Origin of the sequence: Streptomyces sp. R41, from assembly GCF_041053055.1 — a bacterium.
Classification (GTDB): Bacteria; Actinomycetota; Actinomycetes; order Streptomycetales; family Streptomycetaceae; genus Streptomyces.
The window spans coordinates 6811008-6824540 of the sequence record NZ_CP163443.1 but is presented as its reverse complement, the minus strand read 5'-3'; the positions used below and the strand labels follow the sequence as shown (position 1 = coordinate 6824540).

Annotated in this window: 11 protein-coding genes; 3 read left to right on the top strand and 8 right to left on the bottom strand. The window is 71.1% G+C overall.

The window, feature by feature from the left end; translation table 11 throughout:
• Positions 1 to 206: 206 nt before the first annotated feature.
• Positions 207 to 1799 carry a hypothetical protein gene (locus AB5J53_RS31270; protein WP_369248961.1) on the top strand — a complete coding sequence of 531 codons (1593 nt, stop codon included), beginning with the start codon at positions 207 to 209 and terminating at the stop codon, positions 1797 to 1799.
• Positions 1800 to 1977: 178 nt separating this feature from the next.
• Here AB5J53_RS31270 and AB5J53_RS31265 read toward each other — a convergent pair whose 3' ends face one another.
• The 6 genes from AB5J53_RS31265 to AB5J53_RS31240 form a co-directional block, all read right to left on the bottom strand.
• Positions 1978 to 4584 carry a SpoIIE family protein phosphatase gene (locus AB5J53_RS31265; protein ID WP_369248960.1) on the bottom strand — a complete coding sequence of 869 codons (2607 nt, stop codon included), beginning with the start codon at positions 4582 to 4584 and terminating at the stop codon, positions 1978 to 1980.
• Positions 4585 to 4828: 244 nt separating this feature from the next.
• Entirely contained in the window at positions 4829 to 5260 is a 432-nt protein-coding gene (locus AB5J53_RS31260) for an ATP-binding protein (RefSeq protein WP_369248959.1), read from the bottom strand.
• A gap of 129 nt (positions 5261 to 5389) precedes the next feature.
• The gene (locus AB5J53_RS31255; RefSeq protein ID WP_369248958.1) at positions 5390 to 5797 is read right to left on the bottom strand and encodes a (deoxy)nucleoside triphosphate pyrophosphohydrolase; all 408 of its coding nucleotides are present in this window, start codon (positions 5795 to 5797) and stop codon (positions 5390 to 5392) included.
• An 87-nt stretch (positions 5798 to 5884) separates the two neighbouring features.
• Complete coding sequence (locus AB5J53_RS31250; RefSeq protein ID WP_055618615.1) at positions 5885 to 6067, bottom strand: SPOR domain-containing protein; 183 nt, start codon at positions 6065 to 6067, stop codon at positions 5885 to 5887.
• Between the two features lie 429 nt (positions 6068 to 6496).
• The gene (locus AB5J53_RS31245; protein WP_369248957.1) at positions 6497 to 7249 is read right to left on the bottom strand and encodes a GntR family transcriptional regulator; all 753 of its coding nucleotides are present in this window, start codon (positions 7247 to 7249) and stop codon (positions 6497 to 6499) included.
• A gap of 147 nt (positions 7250 to 7396) precedes the next feature.
• On the bottom strand, positions 7397 to 8593 hold the full coding sequence (locus AB5J53_RS31240) for a DUF4190 domain-containing protein (protein WP_369248956.1): 1197 nt from the start codon (positions 8591 to 8593) through the stop codon (positions 7397 to 7399).
• A gap of 92 nt (positions 8594 to 8685) precedes the next feature.
• Between AB5J53_RS31240 and AB5J53_RS31235 the strand changes: the two genes are divergently transcribed.
• On the top strand, positions 8686 to 9885 hold the full coding sequence (locus AB5J53_RS31235) for a serpin family protein (protein WP_369248955.1): 1200 nt from the start codon (positions 8686 to 8688) through the stop codon (positions 9883 to 9885).
• Between the two features lie 35 nt (positions 9886 to 9920).
• Here AB5J53_RS31235 and AB5J53_RS31230 read toward each other — a convergent pair whose 3' ends face one another.
• Positions 9921 to 11501 (bottom strand): S8 family serine peptidase, encoded by a 1581-nt coding sequence (locus tag AB5J53_RS31230; protein WP_369248954.1) that lies wholly within the window; start codon positions 11499 to 11501, stop codon positions 9921 to 9923.
• Positions 11502 to 11775: 274 nt separating this feature from the next.
• Here AB5J53_RS31230 and AB5J53_RS31225 point away from each other — a divergent pair, with 274 nt between their 5' ends.
• The gene (locus tag AB5J53_RS31225; protein ID WP_369248953.1) at positions 11776 to 12882 is read left to right on the top strand and encodes a threonine synthase; all 1107 of its coding nucleotides are present in this window, start codon (positions 11776 to 11778) and stop codon (positions 12880 to 12882) included.
• Between the two features lie 167 nt (positions 12883 to 13049).
• Here the strand turns inward: AB5J53_RS31225 and AB5J53_RS31220 are convergent, their stop codons facing one another.
• On the bottom strand, positions 13050 to 13496 hold the full coding sequence (locus AB5J53_RS31220; RefSeq protein ID WP_369248952.1) for a MarR family winged helix-turn-helix transcriptional regulator: 447 nt from the start codon (positions 13494 to 13496) through the stop codon (positions 13050 to 13052).
• Positions 13497 to 13533 lie beyond the last annotated feature (37 nt).

The window sequence follows — 13533 nt, the reverse complement described above, 5'->3', positions numbered from 1 at the left end:
TCTGCCGTCGGGTTGGGACCGCGTTCGTCGGGGGCCCGGCGGGTGGCGCCTGGCTCTCCGCGTGGTTCTCCGTTGCCGATTCCGTGCCGCCCGTGTCCATCCCCCGCGCCCCTCCCGTACACCCCCGTGTCCCCCCGTACCTTAGGCGCCCCCGCCTCGGCGTACCCCGGTCGCGTCGGCGCGCGAGCGGTCATACGCTCCCAAATGTGACGTCGCCCCAGAGCCGGAACCGGTCGCGCCGAGCCACGTCCCACATAGCCGTGCGGGTGGCGCATGTCGTGCTCGGGGGGCTGTTGGCGGTGGGGTGGCTGGTGCTGCCGCTGGCTGGGGCGGGGGATGCGGTGACCGCGGCGCGGAGTGTGCGGGTCGCCGACAGCGCGGGGGCCGCACACGAGGCCGAGGGTGCTCCGAGTCAGGACGGGACGGCCACCGGGGATCTCGTACTGCCCCTCGTCGCGGTGGGCGCCGCGGTGGTACTGGCGGCGTACGGGTACGCGCGGCGCAAGCGGCGGTCGAGGACGCGTACGACACCGGGCGGCGGCACCCGGCACGCCGTACCGTCGGTCCGCGAACTGGACCGGCAGACGCGCCAGTTGCTGGTCGACACGGACGACTGCGTCCGCACCAGCGCCGAGGAACTCGGCTGTGCCACCGCCCAGTTCGGGGACGAGCCGGTCAAGTCCTACGCAGAGGCGCTGGCGTACGCGAAATCCGAGCTGGCGGCCGCCTTCCGGCTGCGGCAGCGGCTCGACGAGGCGGCCCCCGAGGACGGCCGGGGCATGCTGGAGGAGATCGTCCTCCGCTGCACCGAGGCGGGGCGGCGGCTGGACTCGGAGGCGGCCGGGTTCGACCTGCTGCGCGCCCTGGAGCGCAACGCGGCAACCCCCCTGGAGATGGCGGAGACCCGCTTCCGCGAGCTCGCCGCGCGCACCCCGGCCACGGAGGCGACGCTCGGCGACCTCCACAAGCGGTACGCCCCTTCCGCGTCCCTCCCGGTCGCGGGCCATGTCGAACAGGCCAAGGACCGGCTCGTGTTCGCCACCGTCCATCTCAACCAGGCCCGGCAGTCCCTCGACCGCGGCGACGGCGGGAAGGCGGCCGCGTATCTGCGTACGGCGGAGGGGGCCGTCGACCAGGCGGCCGCCCTCGTGGACGGTGTCGAACGGCTCGCGGCCGAACTGGCCTCGGCCGCCGAGCGGTTGCCCGCCGCGCTCGCCGGGGTGGAGGGCGACCTCGCGGAGGCCCACAGGCTGCTGGCGACCGCGGGCGTCGGTCGGCTGCCCGGGCGTGTCGCGCACGCCGAGTCGCTTCTCGCCGACGTGCGCCGGGAGACGGCGGCCGGTGCGTACGACCCCCTTGACGCCCTTCGTCGCGTCGCCGAGGCGGGCACGACTCTCGCCGAGGCGGGCGACGTCGGCCTTTCCGACGAGCGCGTCCGCGCTCTGCTCGGGCACTTTCTCCTCCCCGCCCGTAGCGCCGTCGAAGGCGCGGCGGATCTCGTCACGACGCATCGGGCGGCTGTGGGATGCGAGGCGCGGACGCGGCAGGCGGAGGCGGAGCGTCTCCTCGCCGTCCCCTCCCCCGGCCTCTACGAGGTCCAGCGGGCCGATGGCCTCACCCGTCAGGCGCGGGAGCTCGCGGAGCGGGACGTGCGGGCGTACGGGAATCCGGCCGGTGGCGACGAGGGTGTCGGGGTGGGGGGAGCCGTGCTGGGTGGGATCCTGCTGGGGCACGGCGGCGGGCCCGCGAGCTTCGGCGGGCCCCGCACGCGGGCGCGGCGGGCGACACCGGCCGTCTGACCCGGCGTCGGTGCCCGGGGCACGAGGTTTTCGCCCCCTCCGCCCCTACCCTCCCCCACTCTCGGCTTCGCTCGAGCGGGGGGACCCCCATCGTCCCTGGGGGCTGCGCCCCCAGACCCCCCTAAAAGACTGCGCAGTTCCCCGCGCCCCCAAAAGGGGCAGCTGGGGCGAAAAATCCTCAAAACAGACTCAGCAACGCCTCCGCCGGGTCCGCCAACCCCGTCTCCCCGTCCGGCAACGGGAGTTCGAACCACACGGTCTTCCCCCGTGGGGTCCGCCGCGACCCCCAGGCCGCGGACAGCAGCCCCACGAGCTGCAACCCCCGCCCGCCCTCGTCCGTGTCACGGGCGCGTCGCCGCCGCGGCTGGACGAGCCCCGCGTCCCACACCTCGCACACCAATGTGCGGTCGAGGAGCAGCCGGAGCCGGATCTCGCCCTCGCCGTAGCGCAGCGCGTTGGTCACCAGCTCGCTGACCAGGAGTTCGGCCGTGTCGACGAGGGGCTCCAGGCCCCAGGACACCAGCTGCGTACGCGCGTACTCGCGGGCGCGGCCCACGCTGCGCGGCTCGCGCGGCAGCGTCCAGTCGCCGACGGACTCGGCGGGCAGCCCCTGGACACGCGCCATGAGCAGCGCGATGTCGTCCTCGCCGTGGTGGGTGTCGAGGGTGTTGAGGACGTGGTCGCAGACGTCCTCCAGGGGGCTGGAGGGGTCCGTCAGGGCGCCGACGAAGGCTTGCAGGCCCTCGTCGAGGGGATGGTCGCGGGATTCGACCAGTCCATCCGTGTAGAGCGCCAACAGCGCACCTTCGGGTAGTTCGACCTCCACCTCCTCGAAGGGCTCGCCACCCACCCCGAGGGGCATCCCGGGCGGCACGTCGAGCATCAGCGCACTCTCGCCGGGTTCGACCAGCACCGGCGGCAGATGGCCCGCGTTGGCGAAGGTGCACCGACGCGTCACGGAGTCGTAGACGGCGTACACGCAGGTCGCGAGGTACACCTCGGAGAGGTCGGCGTCGCGCGGCTGGCGGGCGGTGCGGGTGGCCTGCTGGACCCCGCCCGGTGTGCCGAGGCCGCGGGCGATCTCGTCCAACGCCGAGAGGACTTCGGCGGGTTCCAGGTCCAGCAGTGCCAATGTTCTTACGGCCGTGCGGAGTTCACCCATCGCCACCGCGGCGCGCAGGCCGCGTCCCATCACGTCCCCCACCACCAACGCCGTGCGGTGGCCGGGGAGTTCGATGACGTCGAACCAGTCGCCGCCGACCTCCGTCGCCGCGTTGCCCGGCAGGTAGCGGCAGGCGATGTCCAGGCCGGACGCCTCCGGGTCGCCCGGCGGGAGGAGCGACCGTTGCAGGATCAGCGCGCGCTCGTGCTCACGGCGGTACAGGCGCGCGTTGTCGATGCAGACGGCGGCGCGCGCGGCCAACTCCACCGCGAGCGCCCGGTCGCGTTCCCCGAACGGCTCGCTGCCCTTCGTACGGGAGAACTGGGCGAGCCCGACGACGGTGTCGTGGGCGACCATCGGAACCGCCAGCGTGGACTGGATGAGGCCGCCCTCATCGGCGGGGATGTGCTGGGGGCGCGCGGTACGCAGGGCGTCCGCACAGGGCGAGTTGAAGGGGTAGTGGTGGACCGCGCCCACGGCCACCGGTGCCGGTCCGCCGACGAAGGGCGCGTCGGAGACGGCGCTGGCGAAGGCGACCCGGCGCAGTTCGGCGCTGCCGTCGGCCAGGCCCGGCGGGGTCTCGTCGCCTGCCAGGAGGCCTTGATACAGGTCCACCGTCGCCAGATCGCAGAATCCGGGGACCACGACGTCGAGGAGTTCGCGGGCGGTGGTCTCCAGGTCGAGGGAGTTGCCGATACGGGCGCCGGCCTCGTTCAGAAGGGCGAGATTGCGCCGGGCGGCGGCCGCTTCGCGGGCGGCGGCGCGACGGGCGGTGATGTCGGTTCCGAGCCAGGCGATGCCAATGGGGCGGCCGGTGCCACTGTGCACACGGTAGAGGTTGACGGACCAGTGGCGGCGCTCGTCGGAGCCGGGCACATGGCCGGTGACGTGCATGTCCGTGATGGAGTCGCCGGTTTCCAGGACGCGCCGCAGGGTCGCGGCGACGCGCTCGGCCTCGGCGCGCGGCAGATAGTCGTGGACTCCCTTCCCGCGGTGGTCGTCCATGGTGCCGCCGAAAGTCGAGGCGAACCGCTGGTTGGCGCGCCGGACTCGCAGGTCGGTGTCGATCAGCAGGAACCCGAACGGAGATTGGCCGAAAATCGCCTGCGAGGCGGCGAGGTCCGTCTCGATCCGGCGCAGGGTGCGGACGTCCACGACGATGCATACGGCGGCCCGCTCACCGTCCACCGTAGTGGTGGGCATCACATAGACCTCGGCGAGCCCTTCGGTTCCCTCGCCGCCATCGCCCGGGGCGGGCATCCGGAAGGGGACCACACCGGTCCACTCCCGGCCGTCCAGGATCTCCGCCATCTTGCGTTGCCCGAACTCACGCCGGTCGGGGGCGACGAACGCCTCGATGGGATCCATGCCGACGGCCCGCTCGGAGGAGATGCCGAAGAGCTGCTCGGCCCGCAGGCTCCACTGGTCCACCAGCCCGTCAGCACCTATGGAGAACGAGGCGACCTTGATGTAGTCGTAGATCGAACCGGGCGGACTGCTCTGCCACATCGCGTCGCCCGCGCCCTCGCCGGGCACCATGCGCGCGACATCGCCCGCGGCGTCGGCCCTCGCGCCGTCCGACGGGTCCTCGGACTCCGTGGCCTTCGCTGGTATCTCGCTCACGCGAACCGTCCCCTCCAGCTCACCGCGTCCGGCACCGGTCACCGGGGGCGGCTGCCCGCAGTATCCAGCACTACGGCGCCGCACAACACGGTGTTCACGATCACAGCACGGTCCCGATGGTTTTTGGACCGGCCGCGACATACTCCCAGTCTTCTAACCAGGTGGCGCCCCATCGAATCAAAGAGTTCCGTCGGCACCAGTGGCCTGAACCAATCGGTCGTGCGCTCCCCCGGCCGACGCGCCGTCAACCAGGCACCGCCAGCTCGAACCAGACCGTCTTTCCGGTGCCCCCGGGGCGCGTTCCCCAGCGCCGGGACGAGCTGGCCACGAGCTGAAGTCCGCGGCCGCTCTCGTCGTCGACATCGGCGGCCCGTGCGCGGGGCGGATCCGGCAGCGGGTCGGAGACCTCCACCAGCAGGGCGCCGGGCACCCCGTCAGGACGCACCAGCCGTACGCCGATGGGGCCCGCGGCGTGCCGCAGGGAGTTCGTCACCAGCTCACTGACCAGCAGCGCGGCGATGTCACCGAGGGAATCCAGCTCCCATGTGCGCAACTGGCCCCGGACGACGGCGCGGGCGGTACGGACAGCACCTGGCTCCGCGGGAAAGGTCCACTCGGCGCAGTCGCCTTCGGTGTCGATCAAGCCGATCACTTCCCAGGCCAGGAACCCACCCATGTCCGGTTTCGTGGGGTTAATGGGCACATACCCGATATCCGGGAAGCCTTACCGCACACGAAGGCGCACTGTGGCACGAACGGCGTACGAGATCCGGAGCCCTGTCTGCGCACGCCCCGCGGAGCCCCGCTACGCCCCCGCGTCCAGCCTCAGCAGCGCACCCTTCACCGCCGGTACGTCCGCGTCCAGCCAGTCCACGTCCCAGATCTCGCCGGGGGTCAGCCAGCGCAGTTCGTCGTGGTCCTCCAGGGGTCGGGGTTCGGCGGAGCCGGGGAGCAGCCGTGCGGTCCACACCCGTAGGACGTACCCCGGCTTCAGGAGCCACTCGCCGGGGACCCGCTCCAGCGGCTCCGCCTCGACGCCGAGTTCCTCACGCAGTTCCCGTACGAGAGCGTGCTCGGGAGTCTCGCCCGGTTCGACCTTGCCGCCCGGCAACTCCCAGCGCCCGGCCAGTTCGGGAGGCGCGCTGCGGCGGGCGGCGAGCAGACGCCCGCCGCTCAGCAGGGCGGCTCCGACCACCACGATCCGTTCCGTCATGCGCCGGAGCCTACGGGAGCGACGCGGGGCTCCGGCGGCGTGGATCACCTGTCGGCGACAAGGGGATCACTGCGCGGGCGAGCGCGATCACTTGGATCCGTTCTGCCCGATCCGCTCGACCCAGTAGAGCTGCTTGTGCCCGCGGTCGTCGAGGCTGTCCGCGATCTTCTGGGCCTCGGCCCGGGTCGCGTACCTGCCCACGCGGTAGCGGTTGCCGTTGTCGTCCTGCCGTATGACGAGCCAGGGAAGAGTGATCGTGCCGTCGTTCATCGAGCCCCTCCACTTCCCGCCCCGGGCCCCCGCCGTGCCCCGCCCTCTAAGGAAACCGCAATCCGCATATGCCCGAGCCTACGCCTTACCTTCACGCAGCGAATACGGCTTTTCACAAAGAGGTACGCACGAGGTACGCCGTAGGTGCGCAACCAGCCAGGACGGGAGGGGGCGCACGCCATCGAACGCGCTGTCGACCGCCCTCCGTGCGCCCCCGAGCAGCGCGAAGTCCCGCGCGGGCAGGGCTCTTGAGAAAGGCCAGATTCCAACCGGGCTTCACGCGCGGTCCACTTGGCGGACGTCGGGGGTCGGTCCATGGATGGCGTCGGCCAGTTCACCGGCATGCGACACCGATTGCCTCACGGGCAGTGATACGTGGTTACTCCGCGGGCTGGTGATACCGGTTACTCACGGGCAGGTGATACGCGGTTACTTCACGGGCAGGTGATACGCGATCCGGTACCGGTCCGCCGGTACGACGACGTCGGCCGTCTCGACCGGGCGACCCGAGGCGTAGAAGGTCCGCTGGATGACGAGGACGACATGGCCGGGTACGCCGCCGAGCGCGAGGAGTTCCTCGGCGAGGCCTGGGCGCGCTCCCACCTCCTCCGTGACGTTGTCCACGATCACGTCGATGGCGGCCATGCGCTCGACGACGCCCATACCGCCGAGCGGGCCCTCCTCGGGGAGCATCACCGGCGTACGGCCGGTGACGGCGAGGGGCTCCCAGGATGTGGAGAGCATCATCGCCTCGCCGCCGTCCCGGTAGACGTACTTCGTGCACATCACGCGGTCGCCGGGCTGGACGGACAGGCGCTCGGCGATCGCACCGCTCGCCTCGACCTGCCGGCTGTGGGACTCCCACGTGCCGCGCGCGGAGATGTCGGCCTGCTCCTGGCGGAACGGGGTCGCACCGCTGTCCGGCCGGTACCCGGAGCGGGCGACCCGGCGCGGCACCGGCCGCTCGCGCACATACGTGCCCGACCCGGAGCGGCCCTCGACCAGCCCCTCGGCCATCAGCACCTTGCGCGCCTCCAGGGCGACCGTGTCCGAGACGCCGTACTCCTGGCGGATCCTGGCCTGTGACGGGAGCCGGGTGTGCGGTGGCAGCGAACCGTCGACGATCTTCTTGCGGAGATCACCCGCGACGCGCAGGTACGCCGGCTGCTCACCGAAAGTCACTGGCCGCTCCCATCAGATTGTACAGACAGCAACAGGGTGGCAACCGTGGGTTGTGCCATGCAAGCAAAGGCCAGAGAATCACTCGATGTGATGACTTGTGGTCCTCGAGGGCTTTACGCAGGCACTTTCTCCCCGGTATAGCCGCCGTCACACCTCCATGCCGGTGCCGCTTCCTTCGCCGTCCTGGCCGTCACCGTTCTCGTCGGACGGCGGCGGGGTGGTGGCGAGGCCCAGAGCCTTGCGTGTGGTGACCGTCTTCTTGGGGTCGATGAGCTTCATGCCCTTCTCGTAGTGGGTGTAGAAGGTGTCCGCGTCCTGCGCGGCCGCCGCCTTCGCCCACTCCTTCTGGGAGAGCTCCATGTCCTTGACCAGGGCGTCGACCGGCTTGCGGACCGCGGGCGCGAACCCGTGACCGCGCAGAGTGTCCGCCTGCGTCGTGAGCGCCTCCGAGACCTTGGTCGCCCACTTCTTGTGGCCGGGCAGGTCGTCCTCGACGTACTCCTCGTCGGGCGCCGCGTCCATCGCCGCGTTGATGCCCTGCGCGGCCAGCAGATAGGCGAGTTGATCCGCGTCGAGCGTCGTCGCGTCCTTGCGCAGCGACCCCGTCAGGCTGCCCTTCTCGTCGGTGTTCCCGAACATGCAGGTGATCTCGCGGTCGCCGAGGCGCCAGCTCTGCCGCGTCGGCGTGAAGTAGTACACGTCAACGTTGTCCGGGACGGCCCAGGCATCCATCGCGTACGCGTCCTTCAGGGCGTAGCACTTCTCGTCGGCGGAGTCGGTGATCGCGCCGTCCCCCGGGTAGGCGCCGCCGCTCATCCTGAAGTCCGCGAACACCTCGGCGTCGTGTTCACCCGCGCACGGCACCTTGTCGACGTCGTACGCCATCCCCTCCAGGGCGCCGCCCGGCGCGTCGAAGCACTCGCCCTTCTTGAGCGAGAAGGCGGCGCCGCCCGAGTCGTTCGCCGCGTCCTTGAAGCCGTCCCAGAAGTCGCCCACGCCGCCCGTGGCGACCGCGACCGTGAGCAGCACGACGCCGATCGACGACATGACCATGCCGCCCACCGCCATCCCCTTGCCCCGCTCGCCCCGCTTCTTGATCTGCGCGAGCGCGACGATCCCGAGCACCAGCCCGACGGCGGGCAGGAAGCAGAGGATGCCGAGCACGAGCGCGGAGATCGCGAGGCCGTTGACGGGTGCGGGGCGGTTGTACGGGGAGTAGCCCTGGCCCCAGGGCTGGTACGGCCCCGGATAGGGGGTGTTCGGGTAGGGGGACGCGCCCGGCGGCAACCCTGGAGGCGGGTACTGGCCCTCGGGCTGTGGCCCGGGCGGCGGGGGTATTGCCACGAGTACCTTGCTCCTAGTCCAGGCGAGGTGGAACCTACGTACGGCTGCCGAATGGCTGCGCGCATCGTAAGCGCGACACGGGCGGGGGCGTAATGGAGGTCACCAACGCGACGATTCGGACGGTCAACGGCCTGACGGCCCGTTGGGCGGGAGTGGTGTCGGACGGCACGCTCTTCTCGGCGGCCGGAGTGTGGCCTCTGCTCGGCTTCCTGGCGGACGGGGCCGACGGCGCGGCGCGCACGGAGCTGGCGGAGGTGGTGGGGTTCCCGGCGCAGGAAGCGGCGTACCGCGCAAGGGAGTTCATGGCCACGCTCGGCGCGATACGGGGGCTCGACTCGGCCCTCGGGCTGTGGACCGACCGGCGGCTGAAGGTGCGGGAGGAGTGGGAGGCGGGACTGCCCGCAGGCACGCGCGGTGAACTCAGCGGCGATCACCCGGCGGACCGCGCGACGCTCGACGCGTGGGCCACGGAGCGGACCGGGGGTCTCATCGACCACATGCCGGTCGAACTGACCGACTGCACCGTGCTGGTCCTGGCGAGCGCGCTGGCCCTGCGCACGAAGTGGCTGCGCCCTTTCGAGGAGCGCTACTTCCGGCCGAAGGCGGGACCGTGGCAGGGGCGTGCGCTGCTGGGGCTGCGCCGCAGGAGCGTCCTGCTGGACCGGATCGGCGTGGCGGACACGCCGGACGGGCCGGTCACCGAGCTGAAGGTCCTCGGCTCGACCGGCATCGACGTGCATCTCCTGCTCGGCGAGGAACGGATGGGCCCCGGGCAGGTGCTGGGCGCGGGCGTGGACATCCTCGGCGGTACACATGAGGTCGTGCCCGGTCCTCAACTCCCGTACGGCGACGTGGGACCCGGTGTGCGGGTGGAGAAGGAGCGCTGTGTACGGCCCCGGCCGACGACCTTGCGGGTGATGACGGCGGCGTACGAGGTCAGGGCGGAGCACGATCTGCTGACGCAGAGCGGGCTGTTCGGCCTCACCGCGGCGAGCGATTCACGTCAGGGGCACTTTCCCGGCATCTGCGAGTACCCGCCTCTGTTCGTCGAGTCCGCCCAGCAGTCCGCCATGGCGAGGTTCGGCGCCCTGGGTTTCGAGGCCGTGGCGGTGACGTCCGTCGGAGTGAGCCTCACGTCGGCACCCGAACGGCGCTATGTGACCACCACGATCCGCGCCACCTTCGACCGCCCCTTCGGCTTCCTCGCCGTGCACCGGCCCTCACGCCTGGTCCTCGCGGCCGGCTGGGTCACGGACCCGAAGCCGTACCGCGAGGGCCAGGAGAGCAATTGACCGTCGGTCACCGACCGTCGGTCACCGACCGTCGGTCAGAACTGCAGCGCCCAGGAGTCGATCTTCCCGGTGTCGAGCGCCGCGTTGTCGCTCACGCGCAGCTTCCATGTGCCGCCTGCGACCTCGGAGGAGGCGTTCACGGTGTACGTGGTGTTGATGTTGTCGGAGCTTCCGCCGGTGCCGTACGACTTCAGCGTGTACGCCGAACCGTCGGGGGCTATCAGTTGCACCTGCAGATCACCGATGTACGTGTGAACGATGTTCACAGGCACACTCAGTGACGACGGCGCGTTCCCGGGAACACCGCTGACGGTGATCGGCGACTCGACCGTGGAGTTGTCGTTGATCGCGTAGTCCGCGGTGTTCTCGAAGCGCGGTCCGGGCGGGGTCACCGTACCGGCGCCGACCTGGAGCAGACGGTTGGGCGAGCCGGTGCCGGGGCTGGTGACGACACCGGTGGAGGCGGCGGCGACCAGGCCGGAGGCGACCTGTGCGGGGGTGGAGCCGGGGTGGTCGGCCAGATAGACGGCCGCCGCGCCGGTCACGTGCGGCGTCGCCATCGACGTACCGGAGATCGTGTTCGTCGCCGTGTCGCTGGTGTTCCACGAGGACGTGATCGAGGAGCCCGGAGCGAAGATGTCCAGGATGGAGCCGTAGTTGGAGTAGCTGGCGCGGGCGTCGGTCGATGTGGTCGCGCCGACCGTGATGGCCTCGCCGACGCGGGCGGGCGAGTAGTTGGAGGCGTTCGCGTTGTCGTTGCCCGCCGCGACCGCGAAGGTGACGCCGGAGGCGATCGCGTTGCGGACGGCCGTGTCGAGGGCGCTGTCCGCGCCGCCGCCGAGCGACATGTTGGCGACGGACGGCCCGCTGTGGTTCTGGGTCACCCAGTCGATGCCCGCGACGACCTGGGCGGTCGTGCCCGAGCCGGAGTTGTTGAGCACACGGACGGCGACGATCTTGGCCTTCTTGGCGACGCCGTACGCGTTGCCGGCCACCGTGCCCGCCACGTGCGTGCCGTGGCCGTTGCCGTCCTGCGCGGTGTTGTCGTTGTCGACGGCGTCGTAGCCGTACGAGGCCCGGCCGCCGAAGTCGCTGTGCGTGATGCGTACGCCGGTGTCGACGATGTACGCGGTCACGCCCTGCCCGGCCGAGTCCGGGTAGGTGTACTTGCTGTCCAGCGGCAGGTTCTTCTGGTCGATGCGGTCCAGGCCCCAGGAGGGCGGGTTGGTCTGGGTCGCGTCGATGTGGAAGGTGCGGTTCTGCACGACGGAGGTGACGGCGGGGTCGGCGGCGAACCGCTTCGCCTCCGCCGCGGTGGCCTCGATCGCGTAGCCGTTCAGGGCCTTCTTGTACGTACGCTCGATCGTGGCGCCGTACTCCTTGGCCAGGGCCTTGCCCTTGGCCGACGTCGCCTTCGCGGCGTGCGCGTCGAGGGTCACGATGTAGCTGTTCGCGACCGCGCCCGGGGCGCCGGCGTACTGGATGTGGCCCACCCGCTCGGACGCGGCGCTCGCGGGGAGCGCGGAGACGATGCCGAGGACGAGAGCCGCTGAGCCTGCCCAGGCCAGTCTTCGCCGGGCATGGCCGGCAGGACGGACATGACGCATCTCTGCCATCTGAGGGATCCTTCTCAGTCGGTGGTGCGCTGGTGGGGGATGGTGCACGAACCGAGAGATCGACTAGACAGGGTCATGCCAAGCAGCCGCGTGGCAGCCGCTCGCCTGCCGCTCAGCTGTGAGAACCCTGTGCGTCAGCCGAAAGATTGAGGCCTCCACAGGAATTGCACAAGGGCCCTGCAGTGCTGTAACGCAGGTGCCATATGCCAGCCATGACACAACGTCACCAACCAGCACATTCAAACCCTGCTCGACCTGCGCTTAACCTGCGCACATGACACCACTGCCGGATTGTTTCTGCCCCACGGACGGCACCCGCGTCCCGGCCGGCTCGCTCGCCTGGTGCTGTCCGGTCTGCCGCGGCCCGCTCGATCTCGACTTCGCGCCGACACCCGCACCCCTCAAGTCCCTTGCCGGGCGAGTGAATTCGCTGTGGCGATACGCGGAGTGCCTGCCGCTGTCCGCGCCCACGCTCAGCCTGGGCGAAGGCCGCACCCCTCTCGTCCCCCTCCGTGACGACATCTCCGCGAAGCTCGACTTCCTCATGCCGACCCTGTCGTTCAAGGACCGCGGGGCGGTGTTGCTGGCCGAGCTGGCGCTGCGGCTGAAGCCCCGGCAGGTGCTCGCGGACAGCAGCGGCAACGCGGGAACGGCGATCGCCGCGTACTGCGCGCGGGCCGCACTGCCGTGCACGGTGTACGTGCCCGAGGGCACCTCATCGAAGAAGCTGGAGCAGATCGAGGCGCACGGGGCGCGGCTGCGCGTCGTGGAGGGCGACCGTGAGGCGACGGCACAGGCCGCGCGCGAGGCGGCGGACGAGGAGGGTGTCTTCTACGCCTCGCACGTCTTCAACCCGTACTTCCTGCACGGTACGAAGACCTACGTCCACGAGCTCTGGGAGGACCTCGGCGGACGCCTCCCCGATGTCGTCGTCGTGCCCGTCGGCAACGGCACGCTGCTGCTCGGCGCCGCTCTCGCCATCGCTGAACTGCACGGGGCGGGCCTCATCGATCGCCGGCCCGCCCTGTACGCCGTCCAGTCCGCGGCGGTCGCTCCGCTGGCCCACGCCTGGTCCGCGGGCGCGGACGACCTCGTCGGCGTCACGCCCATGGCGCCCACCTTCGCCGAGGGCATCGCGATTCCCCGGCCGCCGCGGGCGCGGCAGATTCTGCGGGCGGTGCGGGAGTCGGGCGGCACGTTTCTCACGGTGACGGAGGATCAGATCCGGCATGCGCAGATGGACCTGGCTTCGCGTGGGCTGTACGTGGAGTCGACGGGGGTGGCTTGCTGGGCTGCTGTTCGGGAGGGGGTGCTTGGGGGCCGGTCGGGAGTGGTGCCGTTGTGTGGGGCGGGGGTGAAGACGGGGTTGGCGCGAGCGTAGAGCTTTTCGCCCCCTCCGCCCCTGCCCTCCCCCACTCTCGGCTTCGCTCGAGCCGGGGCCCCATCGCCCCTGGGGCTCCGCCCCAGACCCGATCTTTTAGGGGGCCTGGGGGCGCGCAGCAACACTCCCCACCCGGCCTGCCGGCGTGCTCCGTACCGTGGCGCCGATCAGGCCTGAGGCCGTTCCTTTTCGAGGAGTGCGACGCACCGGCCCAGCAGCCCGACCAAGGCGTCGCGCTCCTCGTCCGTGAACCCGGCGGCCAGGGCGCGCTCGACCCGTACCGCCCGGGCGTCCGCATCGGTCATGACGGCGCGGCCCTCGTCGGTGAGCCGGGTCTCCAGGACGTTCTTGTGCCACGCGTGCGGGGTGCGCTCGATGAGGCCGCGGTCCTGAAGGTTCTTGAGGACCGTGTTCATGGTCGGGGGCGTGACCACGCAGAGGCGGGCCAGTGCGGCGGCCGAGATGCCGGGGTTCGTACTGAGGTGGAGCAGCGCGGAGTACTGGGCGACGGTCACGCCCGCCGGTTTGAGGACCGCGGCCTTGGTCGCGTTGAGAGCCTGTTCGGCCCGCTTGAGATGGGAGCCGAGGCGCTCGGACACGGGCATGGACGTCATCTCCGCATGGTAGCGGCGCACGGTATGGGCGATACGA